This window comes from Pseudomonas sp. NBRC 111138 (assembly GCF_001320835.1).
Taxonomy (GTDB): domain Bacteria; phylum Pseudomonadota; class Gammaproteobacteria; order Pseudomonadales; family Pseudomonadaceae; genus Aquipseudomonas; species Aquipseudomonas paracarnis.
The window spans coordinates 36401-59602 of sequence record NZ_BCBO01000103.1 but is presented as its reverse complement, the minus strand read 5'-3'; the positions used below and the strand labels follow the sequence as shown (position 1 = coordinate 59602).

Here is a 23202-nt window from a genome sequence, read left to right as displayed (position 1 = left end):
GCTCCCGCTGGGCTGCGTAGCGGCCCCAAAAAAATGGGAGCGCTGCGCACTCCAGCGGGAGCAAGCTCCCTCGCCACAGGTATATCGTTTGACCATTCAGCCCTTCATTACTTGTGCAAGCAGCTCGTAGGAATGAATCCGGTCGGCGTGCTCATACAGGTCACTGGTAAAAATCAGCTCATCGGCACCGGTCTGCTCGATCAACACCTCCAACTTGCCGCGAATCTTCGCCGGGCTGCCCACCATGGCCAAGCCGAGGAAGCTACCGACCGCATCTTTTTCATGGGGCAACCACAGGCCGTCCATGGTTTTTACTGGAGGGCGCTGCACCAGGCTCTGGCCGCGCATCAACGCGAGAATACGCTGGTACACCGAGGTGGCCAGGTAATCGGCCTGCTCATCGGTGTCGGCCGCCACCAGCGGAATGCCGAGCATCACGTAGGGCTTGTCCAGTACGGCTGAAGGCTTGAAGTGATTGCGATACACGCGAATTGCCTCATGCATCAAGCGCGGTGCGAAATGGGAGGCGAAGGCGTAAGGCAAGCCACGCTCACCGGCCAATTGTGCGCTGAACAGGCTTGAACCCAGCAGCCACACCGGCACATTGGTGCCGGTGCCCGGTACCGCGATAACCCGTTGGTCGGGCGTACGCGGGCCGAGGTAGGCCATCAGCTCGGCCACATCTTCGGGGAAGTCATCGGCACTGCCGGAGCGTTCACGGCGCAGGGCGCGGGCGGTCATCTGGTCGGAACCGGGCGCGCGCCCCAGGCCCAGGTCAATACGACCGGGGTAGAGGCTTTCCAGCGTACCGAACTGCTCGGCGATCACCAGTGGCGCGTGGTTTGGCAACATCACCCCGCCAGACCCCACGCGAATGGTCGAGGTGCCGCCTGCCAGGTAACCGAGCAGTACCGAGGTGGCCGAACTGGCGATGCCGTCCATATTGTGGTGCTCAGCTACCCAGAAACGGTGGTAGCCGAACTTCTCCACATGCTGGGCCAGGTCCAGGGAATTGCGCAGCGACTGCGCCGGGCTGCCGTTGGCGCGTACGGGCACCAGGTCGAGGGTCGAGAACTTTACGTCGGACAGCGATTTCATAAGCCTGCTTCTCCAATGGGGGCGCAGGCTTTCTAGACGAACCAAAACCTGCCGCTTCATGTGCATGCTCTATGCAATGAGGGCATATACCCGAGATTCAATAGGTAGCTCTGAAATTTCCTACTAGATTGCTAGGTTTCTCTTACGAATGAACTTTGTTTTGACGTCTATCCTCAGAACCCTTACCGACGCAAAACCACCGTTCGAGGAGAAAGCTATGAGTATCGTTAAAAAGGCATCCGCGCATTGGGAAGGCGACCTGAAGACTGGCCTGGGCTCCATTTCCACCGAAACCGGCGTGCTGCGCGAAGCGCCCTACGGCTTCAAGGCCCGCTTCGAGGGCGGCAAGGGTACCAACCCTGAAGAATTGATCGGCGCGGCTCACGCCGGCTGTTTCTCCATGGCGTTTTCCATGATTCTCGGCGACGCCGGGCTCAAGGCTGAAAGCATCGACACCCAGGCCGAAGTGACTCTGGACCAGGTCGAGGGCGGCTTTGCGATTACAGCAGTGCATCTGATCCTGAAAGCCAAAATCCCAGGCGCGAGCCAGGCACAGTTCGATGAACTGAGCAAAAAAGCCAAGGAAGGGTGCCCGGTCTCCAAGGTACTGAATGCAACCATCACCTTGGATGCCACGCTGGTCAACTGACACAGCAGGTATCTTATGTGGGAGCGGGCTTGCTCGCGAATGCGGTGGATCAGCCGATATCTTCGGTGACTGATACTCCGTATTCGCGAGCGAGCCCGCTCCCACATTTTTAGTCCTGCGTAAAATCAGAACTCGTGTTTGTAAAATGTGGTCGAATAGCCCATGCAGCCTAGGCGCACACTCGTGCGCAGCGCATTCAGGGAGCTCCACACATGAAACGTTTTGCCTTGGCAATCATCTGCGGTGTATTGGCCACTTCGGCCGTGGCCGCGCCAAAAGATTGTGAAGAGCTCAGGAAAGAAATCGAAGTGAAGATCCAGGCCAAGGCGATTCCGTCCTACACCCTGGAAATCATCACCGCCGAAGAAGCCAAGAACCATGACGAAGCCATGATTGTCGGCTCATGCGAAAACGGCACCAAGCGCATCATCTATCAAAAGAACAACGACTGACTCAGATGCAGTTCACGCTGCGCTCTTCGGCCAATAGCTGGCGGGTTGAGTCGTACAGCCGGATGTTGGGCGTGAACGCCAGTGAGCGCCCTTCCAGCACATAGCGCTGGCCGGCCTGAAAGTGGTCGTACTGCAGCGTCATGAAGCAGGTGCGATACATCATCTGGCTGAGGCCACCCAGGCCGCCGCCAGCGGGCACTTCAAAGTCAAAGCGCACCATCAGCTCGTGAGGGCCGGGAGGCATTTGAAAAAAGCGCCCGTCGTCGAGGTTTTTCCCGTCCAGGCGCTGAGCCATCACCAACTTGGAACCCGGTGTCGGCGTGCTGAAATCGACCCAGGCCTGCTGCGGGTCCACGGGGGGGATGGGGGTCGAGGCGCAAGCGCTGAGGAATACAGCGGCGACGGGAAGCAAGAGCGGGCGCATGGCAAGTACTCAACACGAGAAGAGGCTTGAGTATAAACACGCCACGCCGTGGAAAAATCCCCGGCAAGCGCGATAGTCTGGCGAACCCATCACCCAGGAGCAGTCAGTGCATGATCAGACGTTTTCTTCCAGGACTGATGGTTTTGCTGCTCAGCGGCTGCTCCAGTGTCAGTTATTACAGCCAGTTGGCGAGTGGCCAGTGGCACCTGTTGCGGGCCCGGGAGCCGGTTGCCGAGGTCATCGCCGACCCTGCTCGCCCGCCACTGCTGCGCGAGCATCTGGCTCAATCGCAGAAAGCTCGAACCTTTGCCAGTGAACACCTGCATCTGCCGGACAATCAAAGTTACCGGCTCTATGCCGATATTGGCCGACCCTATGTGGTCTGGAATGTCTTCGCCACGCAGGAATTTTCTCTGTCACCCCAGAACCATTGCTTTCCCATCGCCGGTTGCGTCGCCTATCGCGGCTACTACAACCAAGGTGCGGCCCGGGGCGAGGCGGCGCTGTTGCGGCAACAGGGCATGGATGTGTCGATCGGCGGCGTGGAGGCCTACTCCACCCTGGGCTGGTTCAACGATCCGATCATGAGCTCGATGATGAGCTGGGGCGATGAGCGCCTTGCCACGCTGATTTTCCATGAGCTGGCCCACCAGCGCTTCTACGTGAAGGATGACACCGAGTTCAACGAGTCCTATGCCAGTTTTGTCGAGCAGGAGGGCACGCGCCAATGGCGTGCGGCGCGGGGCCTGGCGCCTGTCGGCGATGCGGCGTTGAAGCAACGCGATCAATTTATCCGGCTGATTCTCGATACCCGTAGACGCCTGGAGGCGTTGTACGCGCAGCCGTTGGCAGCGGACGCGATGCGCCGTGCCAAAGCGGCGCAATTCGAGCAGTTGCGTAGTGAATACCGGCACCTGCGTGATAGCCAATGGGGTGGTGACAAGCGTTATGACGCCTGGATTAACCAGCCGATGAATAACGCGCGGCTTTTGCCGTTTGGGTTGTATGACCAATGGGTGCCGGCGTTTGCGGCGTTGTTTGCGCGGGAAGGCGGGGATTGGGTGAGGTTTTATGCGGCGGTGGAGAAGTTGGGTGGGCTGCCGGTGGAGCAGCGTAAAGCGGCGTTGAGGCAGTTGGAGAGGGTTGGCCGTTAGGGCCTTATCGCAGGCAAGCCAGCTCCCACAGTTGACCGCATCCTCATGTTGAAAATCGGTCAACTGTGGGAGCTGGCTTGCCTGCGAAAGCGGTCTCAAGGACGCTGCAAAAACGCCTGATGCATCTGGTCCAACGTCTCGAAATGCCAGGTCGGTGCCTCGGCACTCAGCTCTTCAAAACTACCAAACCCATACCCCACGGCGGCCGAATCCAGCCCATTACTGCGTGCGCCGATCAGGTCATGCTTGCGATCACCGATCATCAAGGTGGTGGCCGGGTCCAGCCGTTCCTCACGCATCAAATGCGCGATCAACTCGACCTTGTTGGTACGCGTGCCGTCCAGTTCGCTGCCGTAGATCACCTTGAAGTACTTGGCAAAGTCGAAATGCCGCGCAATCTCGCGGGCAAATTCCCACGGTTTGGAGGTGGCTACGTAAAGCTGACGCCCTTGGCTGTTCAGCTCTTCCAATAACGGCATGACGCCGTCGAACACGCGGTTTTCGTACAGGCCGGTGACCTTGAAGCGCTCACGGTAGAAATTCACCGCCTCCCATGCCTTGGCCTCGTCGAAGGCGTAAAACTGCATGAACGCCTGCAGCAAGGGCGGGCCGATGAAGCGTTCGAGTTTGGTCAGGTCGGGCTCATCAATGCCCAGTTTGGCCAAGGCGTACTGGATCGAACGGGTAATGCCCTCGCGTGGGTCGGTGAGGGTGCCGTCCAGGTCGAACAGGACGGTGGGGTGATGCAGGGTCATTGATCGAATCCTTCAGCCAGGTGCAGGTCTTTGAGCTTCACGTAGTTCGCAGCGGTGTAGGTGAAAAAGGCGCGTTCTTTGTCAGTCAATGCGCGAACCTGTTTGACCGGGCTGCCCACATACAAAAAACCACTGTCGAGTTTCTTGCCTGGCGGCACCAGGCTGCCGGCGCCGATGATCACGTCGTCTTCGACCACGGCGCCATCCATCACGATACTGCCCATGCCGATCAGGATGCGGTTACCCACGGTGCAGCCATGCAGCATGACTTTGTGGGCGATGGTCACATCGTCGCCGATCAGCAACGGGTAACCCTGCGGATTGAACGGCCCCGCATGGGTAATGTGCAGCACGCAGCCGTCTTGCACGCTGGTGCGCGCACCGATGCGGATGCGATGCATGTCGCCGCGGATCACTGTCAGCGGCCAAACCGAGCTGTCAGTGCCGATTTCGACATCGCCGATCACCACCGCCGAAATATCGACAAACGCCCCGGCGCCGAGGGTTGGCGTGTGGTTCTGATAGGTGCGAAGGGTCACGATAGCCTCTCTCTCTTCTGCTGATAGCTGCGGTGGGTGTTGATTGTAATTAAGATGGCCCCATCTTTGTTCTACATGTTTCTTCAGCCAAGGTGCCCACCGTGAGCGCGAACAACCCTCTTTTGCAGTCCTACGACCTGCCGCCGTTCTCGGCGATCCGTGCCGAGCACGTGCAGCCGGCCATCGAACAGATCCTCGCCGACAACCGCGTGGCAATCGCAGAGATCCTGCAAAGCCAGGGTAAAAATCCGACGTGGGCAGGCCTGGTCCTGGCCATGGATGAACTCAATGATCGCCTTGGCGCAGCCTGGAGCCCGGTCAGCCACCTCAATGCCGTGTGCAACAGCGCCGAACTGCGCGAAGCCTACGAGGCGTGCCTGCCGGCATTGAGCGCCTACTCCACCGAAATGGGCCAGAACCGTGAGCTGTTCCAGGCCTTCGAAGCCCTGGCCAACAGCCCGGAAGCTGCCGGTTTCGATGTGGCGCAAAAAACCATTCTGGAACACTCCCTGCGTGACTTCCGCCTGTCGGGTATTGATTTGCCGCCGGAGCAGCAAAAACGCTACGCCGAGGTGCAGAGCAAGCTGTCCGAATTGGGCAGCAAATTCTCCAACCAGTTGCTGGACGCCACCCAGGCCTGGACCAAGCACGTCACTGATGAGGCGACACTTGCCGGCCTGACCGATTCGGCCAAGGCGCAAATGGCTGCCGCCGCCCAGGCCAAGGGCCTCGACGGCTGGCTGATCACGTTGGAATTCCCCAGCTACTACGCCGTCATGACCTACGCCCAGGACCGTGCCCTGCGTGAAGAGGTGTACGCCGCCTACTGCACCCGTGCGTCGGACCAGGGCCCGAATGCCGGTCAGAACGATAACGGCCCGGTGATGGAGCAGATCCTCGACCTGCGTCAGGAACTGGCCCAATTGTTGGGTTATGCGTCGTTCTCCGAGCTGAGCCTGGCCACCAAGATGGCCGAATCCAGCGACCAGGTGCTGAGCTTCCTGCGCGACCTGGCCAAGCGCAGCAAGCCGTTCGCCGCCCAGGACCTGCAGCAACTCAAGGCCTACGCCGCCGAGCAAGGCTGCGCTGATCTGCAGAGCTGGGACAGCGGTTTCTACGGCGAAAAACTGCGTGAGCAGCGCTACAGCGTGTCCCAGGAAGCGCTGCGCGCCTACTTCCCCATCGACAAAGTGCTGGGCGGCCTGTTTGCCATTGTGCAGCGCCTGTACGGCATCGAGATCGCTGAGCTTAAAGGCTTCGACACCTGGCACCCGGATGTGCGCTTGTTCGAGATCAAGGAGAACGGCGAGCACGTCGGACGCTTCTTCTTCGACCTGTATGCCCGCGCCAACAAGCGTGGCGGAGCCTGGATGGACGGTGCCCGTGACCGCCGCCGTACCCTTGATGGCGTGCTGCAAAGCCCCGTGGCCAACCTGGTGTGCAACTTCACCCCGGCCGACAGTGGCAAGCCTGCCCTGCTGACCCACGATGAAGTCACCACCCTGTTCCACGAATTCGGCCACGGCCTGCATCACCTGCTCACCCGCGTGGAGCACGCCGGCGTATCCGGTATCAACGGTGTGGCGTGGGACGCGGTGGAACTGCCGAGCCAATTCATGGAGAACTGGTGCTGGGAGCCTGAAGGCCTGGCGCTGATCTCCGGCCACTACGAAACCGGCGAGCCCCTGCCCCAGGACCTGCTGGAAAAAATGCTCGCGGCGAAAAATTTCCAGTCCGGCCTGATGATGGTGCGTCAGCTGGAGTTCTCGCTGTTCGACTTTGAACTGCACGCCACCCATGGCGATGGTCGCAGCGTGGCCCAGGTACTTGAAGGCGTGCGCGATGAAGTCTCGGTCATGCGCCCACCGGCCTACAACCGCTTCCCCAACAGCTTCGCTCACATCTTCGCCGGCGGTTATGCGGCGGGTTACTACAGCTACAAATGGGCGGAAGTGCTGTCGGCGGACGCGTTCTCCAAGTTTGAGGAAGACGGCGTGCTCAACGCCCAGACCGGGCGTGCCTTCCGTGAAGCCATCCTGGCCCGTGGCGGCTCCCAGGCGCCGATGGTGCTGTTCGTCGATTTCCGCGGACGCGCGCCGTCGATTGACGCACTCTTGCGCCACAGCGGCTTGAGTGAGGACGCGGCAGCATGAGTGAAGGGCCTGTGATTACCAAAAAGCAATTTATCGCCGGGGCGGTCTGCCCGGCGTGCAGCGAGCCGGACAAGTTGAAGATGTGGACCGAAGACAGCGTGCCGCACCGCGAATGCGTGGCCTGCGGGTATACCGATACGCTGAATGATCAAGGCCTGTCGGTGCCCAAGGAATTGGGCACTAGGGTCAATACCACCGCGTTGAAAGCGCCGGCCGATCCTAAGGTGCAGGCAGTGCAGTTCTTCCCGAACCCGAAGCTGAAAAAAGACTAAGCCGGCACTCACTGTAGGAGCGAGCTTGCTCGCGAAGAACTCAACAGCGCGGCGTTTATCCAGGAAAACGCGCGTTATCGTTAACGTTCTTCGCGAGCAAGCTCGCTCCTACAATTTTTTTTCTTCCTTACCCGTTGTGCTGATCCAGCCTTTCATTGAGCACAACGCAAAGGCGCTGGTGCTGCAATCCCCATTCGCCAAAGCTGTGCGCAACTTGTCGACATCGGCTTTCATCATGTAGCGAACGCCATCCTTGAAACCATTGCTGCTGCCAAAGCCGCCCAAGGTCATTTCGTTCAGCGCGTCCTCCTTGCTCCACCCTTGAATCACCACCCGATACATCGCTGCCATCAGGCCGGTGCGGTCGGCGCCGTGCTTGCAATGCATCAACACCGGGCCATCGGCCTCTGCTGCCTGAATCGCTCTGATTGCCGCCAGCACGTCGGCATCGTCGACGTGGTTGGTTCGATAGCTCAACTGCACCTGTTTGATATCAGAGGATTGGAGCCACTGCGTATCAGATTCTGGCAGGAAGTTGATGACCGTAACGATCTTGAGTTTTTGCAATAACGGCAGCGCACGTCCATCCGGCAATGCGCTGCGATAGAGCGTGGGTGTCATCTGGTGCAGGTTGTATTGGTTACCCACCGGCTGGGCCCACTCCGGCGAGCGGATCGACGCAGCCTCATCGGCTTGTACGGTGCTGAACAGGCTCATGAGCGCCAGGCCGAGAACGAGGAGTAAGCGTGTGTTGAACATGAACGTCGTGACCGAGCTAGGAAGTGGCTGATGGGCCGCAGATTCACTTAAAGCGGGTCAATACGGCGTGAGGTCCGTGTCAAAGAATCGTGATGCTTGCGATCTGATCCGGTGTTTTTGTCACCGAATCGACGCCTCTGAATTCTTAGCCTGCTATCATTTGTAACTAATGTTTGCCATTGTGCTGTGTCTGCTTGGATCCAATTAGCGGCAAAGCCTTCACGCTGCTCCCAGAAGCGGCGGATAAACCCGTGACCACATGATGAGGTGTACCTATGTCTGATCAAGATCAAGACAACCCCCGGCGTGACTTTTTACGCAAATCCTTGACCTTGATCCCGGTGGTCACGGTTGCCAGCACCGGCCTTGGCGGTTCGATGTTAATGGCCACTCCGGAACCGGCCCAGGCCGAGCCGGCCAAACCCGCGGTCAGCGACAAAGCCTACGAGCCAAGTTATTTCACGGCCGAGGAATGGGCGTTTATCAACGCCGCCGTCGAGCGCTTGATTCCCGCTGACGCCCAAGGCCCAGGTGCCTTGGAAGCTGGCGCGCCGGAATACATCGACCGCCAGATGAACACCCCTTACGCCAGTGGCGCCCTGTGGTTCATGCAAGGCCCGTTCAACGCTGATGCGGCGCCGGAGATGGGCTGGCAAAGTAAATTGGTACCCAAGGAGATCTATCGCCTCGGCATTGCTGCTACGGATGCGTGGTCGAAAGCGTTCAACGGTAAGGCTTTTGCTGCGCAAGACAGCGCTACCCGAGACGATATGCTGCGACGCCTGGAGGCTGGCGGCAGTGAAGTCGCTGCGCACTTCGACGCGGTGCCGCCCAAGATGTTCTTCAACCTTTTGCTGCAAAACACCAAGGAAGGCTTCTTCTGCGACCCTATCCACGGCGGTAATAAAGGCATGGTCGGCTGGACCATGATCGGCTTCCCCGGCGCCCGCGCCGATTTCATGGATTGGGTGGAACGCAACGAGCAATACCCCTTCCCGGCTGTTTCCATTCGCGGCGAGAGGGCGTAAACGTGGCGACCATCATGAAGAAAGTGGATGCTGTGATTGTGGGCTTCGGCTGGACGGGCGCGATCATGGCCAAAGAGCTGACAGAAGCGGGCCTCAACGTGGTAGCGCTGGAGCGCGGCCCGATGCAGGACACTTATCCAGACGGCAACTATCCCCAGGTCATCGACGAATTGACCTACAGCGTGCGTAAGAAGCTGTTCCAAGACATCTCCAAAGAAACGGTGACCATTCGCCACAGCGTGAATGACGTCGCCCTGCCCAATCGTCAGTTGGGCGCGTTCTTGCCGGGCAATGGCGTTGGTGGTGCGGGGCTGCACTGGTCCGGCGTGCATTTTCGCGTTGATCCAATTGAGCTGCGCATGCGCAGCCATTACGAAGAGCGCTACGGGAAGAACTTCATTCCCAAGGACATGACCATCCAGGACTTCGGCGTCAGCTACGAAGAGCTGGAGCCGTTTTTCGACTATGCGGAAAAAGTCTTTGGCACCTCCGGCCAAGCCTGGACGGTCAAGGGCCAACTGGTCGGTGAAGGCCGTGGCGGCAACCCCTACGCGCCGGATCGCTCCAACCCGTTCCCGCTGGAGGCGCAGAAAAATACCGTCTCCGCCCAGCTGTTTCAGAAAGCGGCGACCGACGTAGGTTACAAACCTTACAACCTGCCTTCGGCCAATACGTCGGGGCCGTACACCAACCCCTACGGTGCGCAGATGGGCCCGTGCAACTTCTGCGGGTTTTGCAGTGGCTACGTGTGCTACATGTACTCCAAGGCTTCGCCGAACGTGAACATCCTGCCGGCCTTGCGCCAGGTGCCCAACTTCGAGCTGCGGCCCAATTCCCACGTGCTCAAGGTCAACCTCGACAGCACCAAGAAGAAAGCCACCGGCGTGACCTACATCGACGCCCAGGGCCGCGAGTGTGAACAACCGGCTGACCTGGTGATTCTTGGCGCCTTCCAGTTCCATAACGTGCGCCTGATGCTGCTGTCCGGCATCGGCAAACCCTACGACCCGATTACCAACGAGGGTGTGGTAGGCCGCAACTTCGCCTACCAGAACATGGGCACCATCAAGGCGTTCTTCGACAAGGACACCCACACCAACAACTTTATCGGCGCGGGCGGCAATGGCGTGGCCATCGACGACTTCAACGCCGACAACTTTGACCATGGCCCCCACGGCTTCGTGGGTGGTTCGCCGATGTGGGTCAACCAGGCGGGCAGCCGGCCGATTGCCGGTACGTCCAACCCGCCGGGTACGCCAGCCTGGGGCAGTGCCTGGAAGCGCGCCACCGCCGATTATTACACCCATCAGGTCTCAATGGATTCCCACGGTGCCCATCAATCCTACCGGAGCAACTACCTGGATCTGGACCCGGTTTACCGCGATGCCTACGGCCTGCCGCTGCTGCGCATGACCTTCGACTGGCAAGAAAACGACATCAAGATGAACCGCTTCATGATGGAAAAAATGGGCAAAGTGGCCCAGGCCATGAACCCCAAGGCCATCGCCGTGCTGGGTAAAAAGGTTGGTGAGCATTTCAATACCGCCTCCTACCAGACCACCCACCTCAACGGCGGCGCGATCATGGGCACCGACCCGAAAACCAGTGCGTTGAACCGCTACTTGCAGAGCTGGGATGTGCACAACGTCTTTGTCCCTGGTGCTTCCGCTTTCCCACAAGGCTTGGGCTACAACCCGACCGGCCTGGTGGCAGCGTTGACCTATTGGTCGGCACGAGCGATTCGCGAGCAGTACCTCAAAAACCCCGGCCCGCTGGTTCAGGCATAAGGAGCGATGACCATGAAAGCACTCGTTATCGCCTCCTTGGCGCTGTTCAGCAGTTGCTCGATCAGCGCCGCCGAAACCGATCTGATCAAGCAGGGTGAATACCTGGCGCGCGCCGGCGACTGTGTTGCCTGCCATACCGCCAAGGGTGGCAAGCCCTTCGCTGGCGGCCTGCCAATGGAAACGCCTATTGGCGTGATCTACTCCACCAACATCACCCCGGACAAGACCGGCCTGGGCGACTACAGCTTCGAGGATTTCGACAAGGCCGTGCGCCATGGTGTCGCCAAGAACGGTAGTACGCTTTACCCGGCGATGCCCTACCCGTCTTATGCACGTGTCAGCGACAGCGATATGCAAGCGCTGTATGCGTACTTTATGAAGGGGGTCGAACCGGTTGCCCAGGAAAACAAGGACAGCGATATTCCCTGGCCCTTGAGCATGCGTTGGCCGTTGGCGGCCTGGCGCTGGATGTTTGCCCCGGCAGTCGAGGCGCAGCAGCCGCAAGCCGCTGCCGACCCGGTGATCGATCGCGGTGCCTACCTGGTGGAAGGTCTCGGACATTGCGGCGCCTGCCATACGCCGCGTGCCCTGACCATGCAGGAAAAAGCCCTGAGTGCCACGGACGGCAGCGCCTTCCTCTCTGGCAGTGCGCCGTTGGAAGGCTGGATTGCCAAAAGCCTGCGCGGCGACCACAAGGACGGCCTCGGCAGCTGGAGCGAAGAGCAGCTGGTGCAGTTCCTAAAGACCGGTCGCAGTGACCGCAGTGCGGTGTTCGGCGGTATGAGCGATGTGGTCGTCCATAGCATGCAGTACATGTCGGAAGATGACCTGACCGCTATCGCGCGATACCTCAAGAGCCTGCCGGCAGTCGATCCGAAGGACCAGCCGCACCAGTACGACAAGCAGGTAGCCGAAGCGCTCTGGAAAGGTGATGACAGCAAGCCGGGCGCCTCGGTGTATATCGACAACTGCGCGGCCTGCCACCGTACCGACGGCCATGGCTATACGCGGGTATTCCCGGCGCTGGCGGGCAACCCGGTGTTGCAGACGGCAGATGCCACGTCGTTGATCAACATTGTGTTGAACGGCGGCACCTTGCCGGCCACCCATGCGGCGCCATCAACCTTCACTATGCCAGCGTTCGCCTGGCGTCTGTCGGACCAGGAAGTGGCGGATGTGGTCAGTTTTATCCGTGGCAGCTGGGGCAACCAGGGCGCGCCGGTCAAGGCGAGCGATGTGGCGGACCTGCGCAAAAACGATCTGCACACCACCTCGGGCGATGACTTGGGGCAGGTGACGCAAAAGCACTGATAAGTTCGCTGGCCGCCCAACGGCACTGGTCAGAAACCTCGCGCCTCGATACTGTATATAAAAACAGTATCGAGGCGTTTTCATGTCTACTGCGCTGCCGCCCCGTGGCCGGGGTACGGCCACCAATCTGCATAATCGCTTTGCACCCACCGTCAGCGTGGCCGAGGACGACGGTTGGTACCAGGAAGTGCCGCCGACCCAAGGCACCGAAGTGCGTATCGAAACGGCCAAGACCATCATCACCCGCAACAACTCGCCGGACTTGCCGTTTGATCGGTCGATCAACCCGTATCGTGGTTGTGAACATGGTTGCATCTACTGCTATGCGCGGCCCAGCCATGCCTATTGGGACATGTCGCCCGGGCTGGACTTTGAAACCAGATTGATTGCCAAGAGCAACGCGGCCGATGTGCTGGAACAGCAGCTGTCCAAGCCGGGCTACGTGTGTGCGCCGATCAACCTGGGTTCCAATACCGATCCGTACCAGCCAATCGAGCGCGAATACCGGATCACCCGGCAAACCCTTGAAGTACTGCTGCGCTACCGCCACCCAGTGACGATCATCACCAAGGGCTCGCTGATCCTGCGCGACCTCGACCTGCTGACCGAGTTGGCCCGCCAGCGCCTGGTGGGGGTGATGATCAGCCTCACCAGCCTGGACGACGAGCTCAAGCGCATCCTGGAACCGCGCACGGCGGCCCCCAAGGCACGGCTGCGGGCGATTCGGGTAATGCGTGACGCAGGCATCCCGGTGGGCGTGCTTTGTTCGCCAATGATCCCGATGATCAACGACAGCGAGCTGGAAAGCCTGCTTACCGAAGCTCACGCGGCCGGCGCACAAAGCGCGGCGTATATGATGCTGCGCCTGCCGTTGGAGGTGGCGCCGTTGTTCGAGGAGTGGCTGGCGGCCCATTACCCCCAGCGAGCAACCCATGTGATGAGCCTGGTGCGTCAAGTACGCGGGGGTGAGGTGTATGACAGCCGGTTTGGCGTGCGTATGCGCGGTGAAGGGCCGTTTGCCGATTTGCTGGCGCAGCGTTTCAGCAAGGCGATCAAGCGTCTGGGGCTGAATCGGCGGGAAGGGTTCAACCTTGATTGCACGGCGTTTTGCCCACCGGGCAGGCAGATGGCTTTGTTGTAGACTGAGGGAGAGACGTGCACCTTTGCTGTAGGAATAGTCGCGTTTTGACATCACTGAAACCCGCGTTCTAGAGCGGTTCATTCAGTTTGAGTTAAGTTTCGACGTTTACCTTGTTCAGCGAGTGACTGATGAGTCGGCAGCCTGGCCGGTGCTTGTTTTACAACTATTTCACCGCCATGGCGTCGAACTGACCTGAACCCTCCCCTGCATTGATCAAGAGGATGAATCATGAGTGACAAGGATAAACAGCCGTTGGCTGCGTCGGCTTCAGCCCCTCAGGTGGCGGAATCCGCCGATGCAGCGCTGCAGCATATCGTTGACGGCTTTTTGCATTTCCATCACGACGTCTTCCCCCAGCAGGAAGAACTCTTCAAGAAACTCGCCACCGCCCAGAGCCCACGGGCGATGTTCATCACCTGCGCCGACTCGCGCATCGTGCCCGAGCTGATCACCCAGAGCTCCCCAGGCGACCTGTTCGTGACCCGTAACGTCGGTAACGTGGTGCCGCCCTACGGCCAGATGAACGGCGGTGTTTCCACGGCTATCGAATACGCTGTGCTCGCCCTTGGCGTACAGCACATCATCGTGTGCGGGCATTCGGACTGCGGCGCCATGCGTGCCGTGCTCAACCCCGACAGTCTGGAAAAGATGCCGACGGTCAAGGCCTGGTTGCGTCACGCCGAGGTCGCCAAGACCATGGTCCATGACAACTGCGACTGCGCCAACGAAGGCGAGAGCATGGCGGTGCTGACCGAAGAAAACGTCATCGCCCAACTGCAACATTTGCGTACCCACCCTTCCGTGGCTTCGCGCATGGCCAATGGTCATTTGTTTATCCATGGTTGGATCTACAACATCGAGACCAGCGAAATTCGGGCCTACGATGCGGACAAAGCGGCGTTCCGACCGCTGAACGGCACCGAGCCGATCCCTTCAGCGACGCCTAAAGCGCGCTTCTAAAACACTTCCCTGCCGGGTAATGCGGTGGCTGCCATGGATGCAGCCAGGCTTTACCGCGCCCGGCGAATGCCTCGGGAGAGTCATCATGCGTGCTGCTCAATTGAAAGCTGTATTGCCACGGGAGCTGCTCGCCTCGGTGGTTGTTTTTCTGGTCGCCTTGCCACTGTGCATGGGCATCGCGATTGCGTCCGGCATGCCGCCGGCCAAGGGCCTGATCACTGGCATCATCGGCGGCCTGGTGGTGGGCTGGTTGGCCGGCTCGCCGCTGCAAGTCAGCGGCCCGGCGGCGGGTCTGGCGGTGCTGGTGTTCGAGCTGGTGCGCCAGCACGGCATGCTGATGCTGGGGCCGATCCTGTTGCTGGCCGGCTTCCTGCAATTGGTTGCCGGGCGTTTGCGCCTGGGCTGCTGGTTTCGCGTCACCGCGCCGGCGGTGGTCTACGGCATGTTGGCCGGGATTGGCGTGTTGATCGTGCTGTCGCAGGTTCATGTGATGCTCGACGGCGCGCCCAAGCCTTCAGGGCTGGATAACCTGGCCGGCTTCCCGGCAGCGCTGGCTGCAGCAATTCCTACCTTCGGCGGCGGGCTCGGCTGGCAGGCTGGCGTACTTGGTTTGTCGACGATGTTGGTGATGTACCTGTGGGACAAATTCCGCCCGCAACAACTGCGGTTTGTACCTGGCGCGTTGCTTGGCGTGGGCCTGGCGACTGTTGCCAGCCTGGTGCTGGCGTTGCAGGTCAAGCGCGTGGAAGTCCCGGAAAACCTGGCGGACGCTATCGACTGGCTGCGCCCCAGCGACTTGCTGAACCTGGCGGATCCACAGTTGCTGATCGCGGCATTCGCCGTGGCGTTTATTGCCAGTGCCGAAACCCTGCTGTCTGCCGCAGCGGTGGACCGCATGCACAGTGGTCAACGTTCGGATTTCGATAAGGAATTGTCGGCCCAAGGGGTGGGCAACATGCTCTGCGGTCTGGTTGGCGCTTTGCCCATGACCGGCGTGATCGTGCGCAGCTCGGCTAACGTCCAGGCCGGGGCAACCACGCGTCTGTCGGCGATGTTCCATGGCCTATGGCTGCTGGGTTTCGTGCTCTTGCTGTCGAGCGTGCTGCAGAGCATTCCGGTCGCGAGCCTGGCGGGTGTGCTGGTGTACACCGGCATCAAGTTGGTAGACATCAAGGCGTTCAAGGCGCTGGGCCGCTATGGGCGGATGCCGATGTTCACCTATGCGGCCACGGCACTGGCAATCATCTTCACCGATTTGCTGACCGGTGTGCTGGTGGGGTTTGGGCTTACATTGGTGAAGCTGGCGTTCAAGGCGTCGCGCCTGAAAGTCAGTCTGATCGACCTGCCCCAGGAAGGTGAGATGGAGCTGCGTTTGACGGGGGCGGCGACCTTTCTGAAGGTGCCGGCGTTGACTCAAGTGTTGTCGGCGGTACCTGCGGGGACCACCCTGCATGTGCCGTTGAGCAACTTGAGTTACATCGACCACTCTTGCCTGGAGTTGCTGGAAGAATGGGGCCGGGCCAATGCGGCCAAGGGCTCGACGTTGGTGATCGAGGCTCGCGGTTTGAAGCGTCGGCTGGAAGGTCGGGTGAGAACGACAGTGGGGATCGGCTCAGCGCCTGCCTGACCTCTCAAAAAACTGTGGGAGCCGGGCTTGCCCGCGATGGCGCTGGTTCAGTCAACTAATCTGTTGGCTGATACTCCGCCAATCGCGGGCAAGCCCGGCTCCCACAGTTGATCTTTGTAAGCCGGACGATTTACGCAGGTTGATCCAGCGACAGCTCAACCCCAAGCTGGCGCGACAGGCATGGCCAGCGCTTCCAGTACGCTTCGGTCTGCGGGCTCTTGAGCTGTTCGCGATAGGCCTCGACCGATTCCAGCGCAAAGCTTTCCTCGTTAAGCATCTCATCCACCGCCAGGTGCACGGCTTCATCCAATTGGTTGGCGAAGTCTTCACCGATCAGTTGATGGGCGATCACGTTGGCCACGGTGGTATCCGCTGGAATCAGCGGCTGGCCAAAATGCTTGATATACAGATCGTTCACTTCTTCGACCAGGCGATGCGCCAGGTAGGCCTCATCCAGCAGGCCATCAAGGCCGTCGTGTCCGGCCAGAATCGCTGGCGGCTGCAGGAAAAAATGTTCAGCGATTTTCAGTACCGGTTTGATCTGGCTTTCAATCCCGGCCTCACGGGCCACGTCATTGGCGGCGTCGAGCAAATCAGGAACCAGATCGATGTAAGCGGTCACAAAACGGGTCATGACCATATTGCGATCACCGTCAGCCAAGGCGATGGACGAATGCAGGTGCGGCACTTGTTTCTTCAGCTGGCTGACGAGCTGGCCGGTGCTGGCTTCGTGTTGATGGGCACGGGAAATCTGCTCGCGCAATGCGGCGGTGTTCATGAAGGCTCCAGTGAAGCAGGCGTAGGAAAAGGGAGAAGATAAGGTAGTTCGTTTATACGAGCGCCTAAGACGCATTTGTCATAATTATTTCATGGTTATAGGCAGGGGTTATATCGAAATGCCATCGTTCGTCGGATAAACGATTCCGCCGCCCATTTTACGGGCTCCGTCTGTCTGTTTCTATTGATTTGCCCCCACACATTGCGGGGTTGCTACGGCTGTCTATACTCGGTTTTGTACGCAATTAGCTGATGACGCCCAACTGCATGACGCAGGCAAGGCTTGGCGGTTGTAAGCAGTATGGAAGCCGCTCCCTTCGCCGCAGGTGCAAACCGGCGGGATAACAAGAAACATAAAGGGGAACCCGCAATGACGCGACATCCACACGTTTGGATGGGCCTCCTGTTGTGGTCGGTATTCGGCCAGGCGCACGCCGCCTGGACTACGAATATGGCGCCAGGGGCTACTGAAGTCAGCCACGCTGTGTTTGACCTGCACATGACCATTTTCTGGATCTGTGTGGTGATCGGCATCGTCGTGTTTGGCGCGATGTTCTGGTCGATGATCCTGCACCGCCGGTCTACGGGCCAGGTAGCGGCGAAGTTCCACGAAAGTACCACCGTGGAAATCCTCTGGACCGTGGTGCCCTTGCTGATCCTGGTGGCCATGGCCATTCCGGCCACCAAGACCCTGATCAACATCTACGACAGCAGTGAGTCGGATATCGATATCCAGGTCACCGGCTATCAGTGGAAGTGGCACTACAAATACCTGGGCCAGGATGTGGAGTTCTTCAGCAACCTGGCCACACCCGCCGAGCAGATCCATAACCAGGCCACCAAGGGCGAGCACTACCTGTTGGAAGTCGACCAGCCGCTGGTATTGCCGGTGGGCGCCAAGGTGCGCTTTCTGGTGACCGCCGCCGATGTGATCCACTCCTGGTGGGTGCCGGCCTTTGCGGTCAAGCGCGATGCTATCCCTGGCTTCGTCAACGAGGCCTGGACCCGCGTCGAGAAGCCCGGCATCTACCGTGGTCAGTGCGCCGAACTGTGTGGCAAGGACCATGGCTTCATGCCCATCGTGGTGGAGGTCAAGTCCAAGGCCGACTACGACACCTGGCTGGGCGAGCGCAAGGAGGAGGCCGCCAAGCTCAAGGAGTTGACCTCCAAGGAGTGGACGCTGGACGAACTGGTGGCGCGTGGCGACAAGGTCTATCACACCACTTGCGTGGCCTGTCACCAGGCTGAGGGCCAAGGCTTGCCACCGATGTTCCCGGCGCTCAAGGGTTCGAAAATCGCCACCGGGCCGGCCAAAGACCATCTGAGCATCGTGTATCACGGCAAGCCCGGCACCGCGATGGCAGCTTTCGGCAAGCAGCTCTCGGAAGTGGATATCGCCGCTGTGGTGACCTATGAGCGTAACGCCTGGGGCAATAACAAAGGCGACATGGTCACGCCCAAAGACGTGCTGGCTCTGAAACAGGCGGAAAGCAAATGACGACTTTCATTGCCAATGCCCTGAATCGTCCCGCTCACTCGCTTGCAGGAGAACGGCCATGAGCACCGTGATCGACCATGGTCATGCCGACCACGCACACGGCCCCGCCAAGGGCCTGATGCGCTGGGTGCTGACCACCAACCACAAAGACATCGGCACCATGTACCTGTGGTTCGCCTTCACCATGTTCCTGCTCGGCGGCTCGTTCGCCATGGTGATCCGCGCCGAGTTGTTCCAGCCGGGCCTGCAGATCGTGCAGCCGGCGTTCTTCAACCAGATGACCACCATGCACGGGTTGATCATGGTATTCGGCGCGGTGATGCCGGCGTTTGTCGGCCTGGCCAACTGGATGATCCCGCTGATGATCGGCGCGCCGGACATGGCCCTGCCGCGCATGAACAATTTCAGCTTCTGGTTGTTGCCGGCGGCGTTCCTGCTGCTGGTGTCCACCTTGTTCACGCCCGGCGGCGGGCCGAATTTCGGCTGGACCTTCTACGCCCCGCTCTCCACCACCTATGCCCCGGAAAGCGTGACGTTCTTTATCTTTGCCATCCACCTGATGGGCATCAGTTCGATCATGGGCGCGATCAACGTGGTCGCCACCATCCTCAACCTGCGTGCGCCGGGCATGACCCTGATGAAAATGCCGCTGTTCGTGTGGACCTGGCTGATCACCGCGTTCCTGCTGATCGCGGTGATGCCGGTACTGGCGGGCTGCGTGACCATGATGCTGATGGATATCCACTTCGGCACCAGCTTCTTCAGCGCGGCCGGTGGTGGCGATCCCGTGCTGTTCCAGCATGTGTTCTGGTTCTTTGGGCATCCCGAGGTGTACATCATGATCCTGCCGGCCTTTGGCGCGGTCAGCTCGATCATCCCCACCTTCTCGCGCAAGCCGCTGTTCGGCTACACCTCGATGGTCTACGCCACCGCGAGCATCGCGTTCCTGTCGTTCATCGTGTGGGCGCACCACATGTTTGTGGTGGGCATTCCGCTGGTGGGTGAGCTGTTCTTCATGTACGCCACCTTGCTGATCGCCGTGCCTACGGGCGTGAAGGTGTTCAACTGGGTCAGCACCATGTGGCAAGGCTCACTGACGTTCGAGACGCCGATGTTGTTTGCGGTGGCCTTTGTGATCCTGTTCACCATCGGCGGCTTCTCCGGGCTGATGCTGGCGATTGCCCCGGCGGACTTCCAGTACCACGACACCTACTTTGTGGTGGCGCATTTCCATTACGTACTGGTGCCCGGCGCGATCTTCGGGATCTTCGCTTCGGCCTACTACTGGCTGCCGAAATGGACCGGCCACATGTACGACGAAACCTTGGGCAAGCTGCACTTCTGGTTGTCTTTCGTGGGCATGAACATGGCGTTCTTCCCCATGCACTTTGTGGGGCTGGCCGGTATGCCGCGCCGGGTGCCGGACTACAACCTGCAGTTCGCTGACTTCAATATGGTCTCGTCCATTGGTGCCTTCATGTTCGGCGCCACGCAGATCTTCTTCCTGTTCATTGTCATCAAGTGCATCCGTGGCGGCCCGCCTGCGCCGGCCAAACCGTGGGATGGCGCCGAAGGCCTGGAGTGGAGCGTGCCCTCGCCGGCGCCGTATCACACCTTCACCACGCCGCCGGAGGTCAAATGAAGCCCTCCCTATACTCCCCCTGTGGGAGCGGGCTTGCCCGCGATGGCGTTATGTCAGGCGCTGAATCTACCGGCTTTGAGATCCTCATCGCAGGCAAGCCAGCTCCCACAGAAAGTCCAAAGCCAGGTGGGCGCTATGGCTGACTCCGTACCGCTCAAGCGCCTGGTCACCCGCCTGCTGATCCTGGTGCTGGCAATGTTCGCCTTCGGATTCGCCCTCGTGCCGATCTACGACGTGATGTGCAAGGCGTTCGGCATCAACGGCAAGACCGCCGGGCAGTACGAGGGTGAGCAAATGGTTGACCCCTCGCGCCAAGTGCGGGTGCAGTTTCTGTCCACCAACGCCATCGACATGGTCTGGGAATTTCACTCCAAGGCCGATGAGATTGTGGTCAACCCCGGAGCAGTCAACGAGATGCTATTCGTGGCCTACAACCCCACTGATAAGCCGATGACCGCCCAGGCGATACCCAGTATTTCCCCGGCCGAAGCGGCGATGTACTTCCACAAGACCGAATGCTTTTGCTTCACCCAGCAAGTGTTGCAGCCCGGTGAGCGCATTGAGATGCCCGTACGTTTCATCGTCGACCGAGCGATGCCCACGGATGTGAAGCATTTGACCCTGGCGTACACGCTGTTCGATATCACTGCGCGCCAGCCGCCCGTGGCCGTCAGGACCGGGGGCTAGCTACTGTTTGCCCCCTCAATCAGGAGAGCGAATACATGTCGACTCATGATACGTACTACGTACCAGCGCAAAGCAAATGGCCAATAATTGCCACGATTGGCCTGCTGGTCACCGTGTATGGCCTGGCCGTGTGGTTCAACGACTTGAAGGCCGCGCGCCCTGAATCCCACGGGCCGTGGATCTTTTTCGTCGGCGGTTTGCTGCTGGCCTACATGCTGTTTGGCTGGTTTGGCGCGGTGATCAAGGAAAGTCGTGCTGGGCTGTACAGCGCCCAGATGGACCGCTCGTTCCGCTGGGGCATGACCTGGTTCATCTTTTCGGAGGTGATGTTCTTCATCGCCTTTTTTGGTGCGCTGTTCTACGTGCGCGTCTGGGCTGGGCCTTGGTTGGCGGGCGAGGGGCCCAAGGGCATTGCGCACATGCTGTGGCCGAACTTCGAGTTTGCCTGGCCCCTGCTGAACAACCCCGACCCCAAGCTCTACCCTGCGCCCAAAGGCACCATCAGCCCCTGGGGCCTACCATTGGTCAATACCATCCTGCTGGTGAGTTCCAGCGTGACCATCACCATTGCCCACCATGCCCTGCGCAAAGGCCATCGTGGCGCACTGAAACTCTGGCTGGCGATCACCGTGCTGCTGGGCTTGGCGTTTCTTGGATTCCAGGCCGAGGAATACATCCACGCCTACAAAGAGTTGGGCCTAACCCTGGGTTCAGGCGTGTACGGCGCGACGTTCTTCATGCTCACGGGCTTTCACGGCGCCCACGTGACCATCGGCACCATCATTCTGTTTGTGATGCTGATGCGCATCCTGCGCGGGCATTTCAATGCCGAGCACCAGTTCGGTTTCGAGGCGGCCAGTTGGTATTGGCACTTTGTGGACGTGGTGTGGATCGGGCTGTTTTTCTTTGTCTATGTGCTCTGACGCCGCTTACCACGGCGCATGAGAGACCAATTGGCCGCTGAAAAAGCCCCAGGCGATCAAGCCCACGGTGATCACGGCCAGGGTGACACGCACGGTCAAGGCAGTGACGAGGCGGTTGGAGTTGCCCTCGTCCTTGACCAGGAAGAACAAGCCACTGAACAGGCTCACGACGGTCGCGATCAGCATCAGGGCAATGGCGGCTTTGAGCATGGTCTGGCTCCGGGCTAATTGGGGAGGGGCGATGAGATCGAGTATAGCCAGTGCCATGCAACGCTTTCGTCCGGGCATCGCGCCGACGCTGGTGGTACTGGTGTTGCTGCCATTGATGGTGGGCCTGGGGTTTTGGCAATTGTCCCGCGGGCACGAAAAGCAACTGTTGGTAGACCGTTATGCCGAGCGCCGCGCCGCCGAGCCGGTCAGCAGTACGCAGCTCAATGACATGGCTGATCCAGCCTTCCGTCGTGTTCACCTTCGCGGGCAACTGGATGGTGAACACAGCGTATTGCTGGATAACCGCATGCGTGACGGCAAGGCCGGTGTCGAGTTGCTGCAACCCTTTCATGACCAGGCCAGCGGCCTGTGGCTGTTGCTCAATCGCGGCTGGCTGCCCTGGCCGGACCGGCGTATCGCGCCCGCCTTTACTACTCCTGAACAGACGCTGAACCTCGACGCCTGGGTGTACGTCGCCCCCGGCGAGACCTTCCAACTGCATGCCGACCCGGCCAGCACGCAATGGCCGCGCCTGCTTACCGCACTGCACCCCGCCGCGCTGTGGGACGAACTGGGGCGCAGCGGTTTTGACTATGAACTGCGCGCCGAAGCGGGCCCCGGTACCTACGAAACCACCTGGCCCGTCGTCGCCATGGGCCCGGAAAAACACCTGGCCTACGCTGTGCAATGGTTCGCCATGGCCATGGCGTTGCTGGCGCTTTACCTCTACCTCGGATGGCATAACAAAAAGGAGAAGCCCCATGGGAGCGGCCATGAATCCACCCAGCACATCTGACACGCCTGATCGGCGCAAGGGGCGCTGGCAGCTGATTTTGATCCTGATGATGGTGATCGGCCCGATGGCGCTGGCCACCTTCATGTACAAATTGCAGTTCTGGGTGCCGGACAGCCGCAGCTATCACGGCGAACTGATCGGCAACGGCCAGACCCGCGCCGACATTGGCGTGCAGGCCGATGAACAGCGCTGGCAACTGCTGGTCACCGCCCCCACCGCCTGTGCTGCCAATTGCCAGCAACTGGTGTACCTGGCGCGCCAGCTGCAGATCAGCCTTGGCCGGGATGCATCCCGTGCCAGCCATGCCCTGGCCGGCGCGCAACCGTTGAGCAGCGAATACGAGGCCAAGCTCAAGGCCGAATATCCACAGCTGCAGCGCTACCCGCTGGATGTGTCGACCTTTACCAGGAACGCTGCTGCGCCCGGCGAGGCGCAACTGTGGATCGTCGACCCCCACGGCAATCTGGTGCTGCGCTACGACGCCAAGGTCAAGGGCAAGGACTTGCTCAACGACCTGCGCTTGCTGCTGAAACTGTCGAACATCGGATAAGGGCACCCTC

At 60.0% G+C, this 23202-nt stretch carries 24 protein-coding genes; 17 read left to right on the top strand and 7 right to left on the bottom strand.

Translation table 11 applies throughout. The features are described from left to right. Window positions 1-96 precede the first annotated feature (96 nt). On the bottom strand, window positions 97-1098 hold the full coding sequence (locus tag APH41_RS20045; protein ID WP_034129211.1) for an LLM class flavin-dependent oxidoreductase: 1002 nt from the start codon (window positions 1096-1098) through the stop codon (window positions 97-99). 217 nt (window positions 1099-1315) lie between these two features. Here APH41_RS20045 and APH41_RS20040 point away from each other — a divergent pair, with 217 nt between their 5' ends. Continuing rightward, the gene (locus tag APH41_RS20040; RefSeq protein ID WP_034129212.1) at window positions 1316-1747 is read left to right on the top strand and encodes an OsmC family protein; all 432 of its coding nucleotides are present in this window, start codon (window positions 1316-1318) and stop codon (window positions 1745-1747) included. Between the two features lie 212 nt (window positions 1748-1959). Beyond that, window positions 1960-2199 carry a DUF1161 domain-containing protein gene (locus APH41_RS20035; protein WP_003187312.1) on the top strand — a complete coding sequence of 80 codons (240 nt, stop codon included), beginning with the start codon at window positions 1960-1962 and terminating at the stop codon, window positions 2197-2199. 1 nt (window position 2200) lies between these two features. On the opposite strand, the gene APH41_RS20030 is transcribed toward APH41_RS20035, so the two are convergent. Continuing rightward, window positions 2201-2623, bottom strand: coding sequence for a hypothetical protein (locus tag APH41_RS20030; RefSeq protein ID WP_054920967.1), 423 nt, complete (start codon window positions 2621-2623; stop codon window positions 2201-2203). A 110-nt stretch (window positions 2624-2733) separates the two neighbouring features. Between APH41_RS20030 and APH41_RS20025 the strand changes: the two genes are divergently transcribed. Continuing rightward, a complete protein-coding gene (locus APH41_RS20025; RefSeq protein WP_054920964.1) occupies window positions 2734-3777 on the top strand; it encodes an aminopeptidase in 1044 nt (347 codons plus the stop codon). A 95-nt stretch (window positions 3778-3872) separates the two neighbouring features. On the opposite strand, the gene APH41_RS20020 is transcribed toward APH41_RS20025, so the two are convergent. Together APH41_RS20020 and APH41_RS20015 are read right to left on the bottom strand one after the other, a co-directional pair. Further along, window positions 3873-4532, bottom strand: a complete 660-nt coding sequence (locus APH41_RS20020) for an HAD family hydrolase (RefSeq protein ID WP_054920962.1) — start codon at window positions 4530-4532, stop codon at window positions 3873-3875. Next, on the bottom strand, window positions 4529-5071 hold the full coding sequence (locus tag APH41_RS20015) for a gamma carbonic anhydrase family protein (protein ID WP_054920956.1): 543 nt from the start codon (window positions 5069-5071) through the stop codon (window positions 4529-4531). Before APH41_RS20015 ends, APH41_RS20020 begins: the two co-directional genes overlap by 4 nt. A 101-nt stretch (window positions 5072-5172) precedes the next feature. Here APH41_RS20015 and prlC point away from each other — a divergent pair, with 101 nt between their 5' ends. Together prlC and APH41_RS20005 are read left to right on the top strand one after the other, a co-directional pair. Further along, complete coding sequence (prlC, locus tag APH41_RS20010; protein ID WP_054897247.1) at window positions 5173-7224, top strand: oligopeptidase A; 2052 nt, start codon at window positions 5173-5175, stop codon at window positions 7222-7224. Next, a complete protein-coding gene (locus APH41_RS20005; RefSeq protein WP_020301415.1) occupies window positions 7221-7496 on the top strand; it encodes a YheV family putative zinc ribbon protein in 276 nt (91 codons plus the stop codon). The genes prlC and APH41_RS20005 overlap by 4 nt, the downstream gene beginning before the upstream one ends. Window positions 7497-7604: 108 nt before the next feature. Here APH41_RS20005 and APH41_RS20000 read toward each other — a convergent pair whose 3' ends face one another. Next, complete coding sequence (locus APH41_RS20000; RefSeq protein ID WP_054920946.1) at window positions 7605-8255, bottom strand: dual specificity protein phosphatase family protein; 651 nt, start codon at window positions 8253-8255, stop codon at window positions 7605-7607. Window positions 8256-8530: 275 nt separating this feature from the next. Here APH41_RS20000 and APH41_RS19995 point away from each other — a divergent pair, with 275 nt between their 5' ends. The 6 genes from APH41_RS19995 (at window position 8531) to APH41_RS19970 (ending at window position 16109) form a co-directional block, all read left to right on the top strand. Further along, entirely contained in the window at window positions 8531-9283 is a 753-nt protein-coding gene (locus tag APH41_RS19995) for a gluconate 2-dehydrogenase subunit 3 family protein (protein WP_003187325.1), read from the top strand. Window positions 9284-9285: 2 nt separating this feature from the next. After that, window positions 9286-11070 (top strand): GMC family oxidoreductase, encoded by a 1785-nt coding sequence (locus APH41_RS19990; RefSeq protein WP_032894333.1) that lies wholly within the window; start codon window positions 9286-9288, stop codon window positions 11068-11070. Between the two features lie 12 nt (window positions 11071-11082). Then, the gene (locus APH41_RS19985) at window positions 11083-12381 is read left to right on the top strand and encodes a cytochrome c (protein ID WP_054897244.1); all 1299 of its coding nucleotides are present in this window, start codon (window positions 11083-11085) and stop codon (window positions 12379-12381) included. An 82-nt stretch (window positions 12382-12463) separates the two neighbouring features. Next, a complete protein-coding gene (locus tag APH41_RS19980; RefSeq protein WP_034129221.1) occupies window positions 12464-13522 on the top strand; it encodes a PA0069 family radical SAM protein in 1059 nt (352 codons plus the stop codon). Between the two features lie 228 nt (window positions 13523-13750). Next, entirely contained in the window at window positions 13751-14482 is a 732-nt protein-coding gene (locus APH41_RS19975) for a carbonic anhydrase (protein ID WP_003187331.1), read from the top strand. A gap of 85 nt (window positions 14483-14567) precedes the next feature. After that, a complete protein-coding gene (locus tag APH41_RS19970) occupies window positions 14568-16109 on the top strand; it encodes a SulP family inorganic anion transporter (protein WP_034129222.1) in 1542 nt (513 codons plus the stop codon). A gap of 130 nt (window positions 16110-16239) precedes the next feature. Here the strand turns inward: APH41_RS19970 and APH41_RS19965 are convergent, their stop codons facing one another. After that, the gene (locus APH41_RS19965; RefSeq protein WP_054920938.1) at window positions 16240-16887 is read right to left on the bottom strand and encodes a hypothetical protein; all 648 of its coding nucleotides are present in this window, start codon (window positions 16885-16887) and stop codon (window positions 16240-16242) included. A 369-nt stretch (window positions 16888-17256) separates the two neighbouring features. Between APH41_RS19965 and coxB the strand changes: the two genes are divergently transcribed. The 4 genes from coxB (at window position 17257) to APH41_RS19945 (ending at window position 21636) form a co-directional block, all read left to right on the top strand. Beyond that, entirely contained in the window at window positions 17257-18384 is a 1128-nt protein-coding gene (gene coxB, locus APH41_RS19960; protein WP_032894328.1) for a cytochrome c oxidase subunit II, read from the top strand. A 58-nt stretch (window positions 18385-18442) separates the two neighbouring features. Then, entirely contained in the window at window positions 18443-20026 is a 1584-nt protein-coding gene (gene ctaD / locus APH41_RS19955; RefSeq protein ID WP_003187339.1) for a cytochrome c oxidase subunit I, read from the top strand. Window positions 20027-20161: 135 nt separating this feature from the next. Further along, window positions 20162-20713 carry a cytochrome c oxidase assembly protein gene (locus APH41_RS19950; protein ID WP_054920935.1) on the top strand — a complete coding sequence of 184 codons (552 nt, stop codon included), beginning with the start codon at window positions 20162-20164 and terminating at the stop codon, window positions 20711-20713. A 35-nt stretch (window positions 20714-20748) separates the two neighbouring features. Beyond that, a complete protein-coding gene (locus APH41_RS19945; RefSeq protein ID WP_003187344.1) occupies window positions 20749-21636 on the top strand; it encodes a cytochrome c oxidase subunit 3 in 888 nt (295 codons plus the stop codon). A gap of 6 nt (window positions 21637-21642) precedes the next feature. On the opposite strand, the gene APH41_RS19940 is transcribed toward APH41_RS19945, so the two are convergent. Continuing rightward, on the bottom strand, window positions 21643-21846 hold the full coding sequence (locus APH41_RS19940) for a twin transmembrane helix small protein (RefSeq protein ID WP_003187345.1): 204 nt from the start codon (window positions 21844-21846) through the stop codon (window positions 21643-21645). Between the two features lie 31 nt (window positions 21847-21877). Between APH41_RS19940 and APH41_RS19935 the strand changes: the two genes are divergently transcribed. Together APH41_RS19935 and APH41_RS19930 are read left to right on the top strand one after the other, a co-directional pair. Then, window positions 21878-22642 carry an SURF1 family protein gene (locus tag APH41_RS19935; protein WP_054920932.1) on the top strand — a complete coding sequence of 255 codons (765 nt, stop codon included), beginning with the start codon at window positions 21878-21880 and terminating at the stop codon, window positions 22640-22642. Further along, a complete protein-coding gene (locus APH41_RS19930) occupies window positions 22608-23192 on the top strand; it encodes a hypothetical protein (protein ID WP_054920930.1) in 585 nt (194 codons plus the stop codon). Before APH41_RS19935 ends, APH41_RS19930 begins: the two co-directional genes overlap by 35 nt. The last annotated feature ends 10 nt before the right edge of the window (window positions 23193-23202 follow it).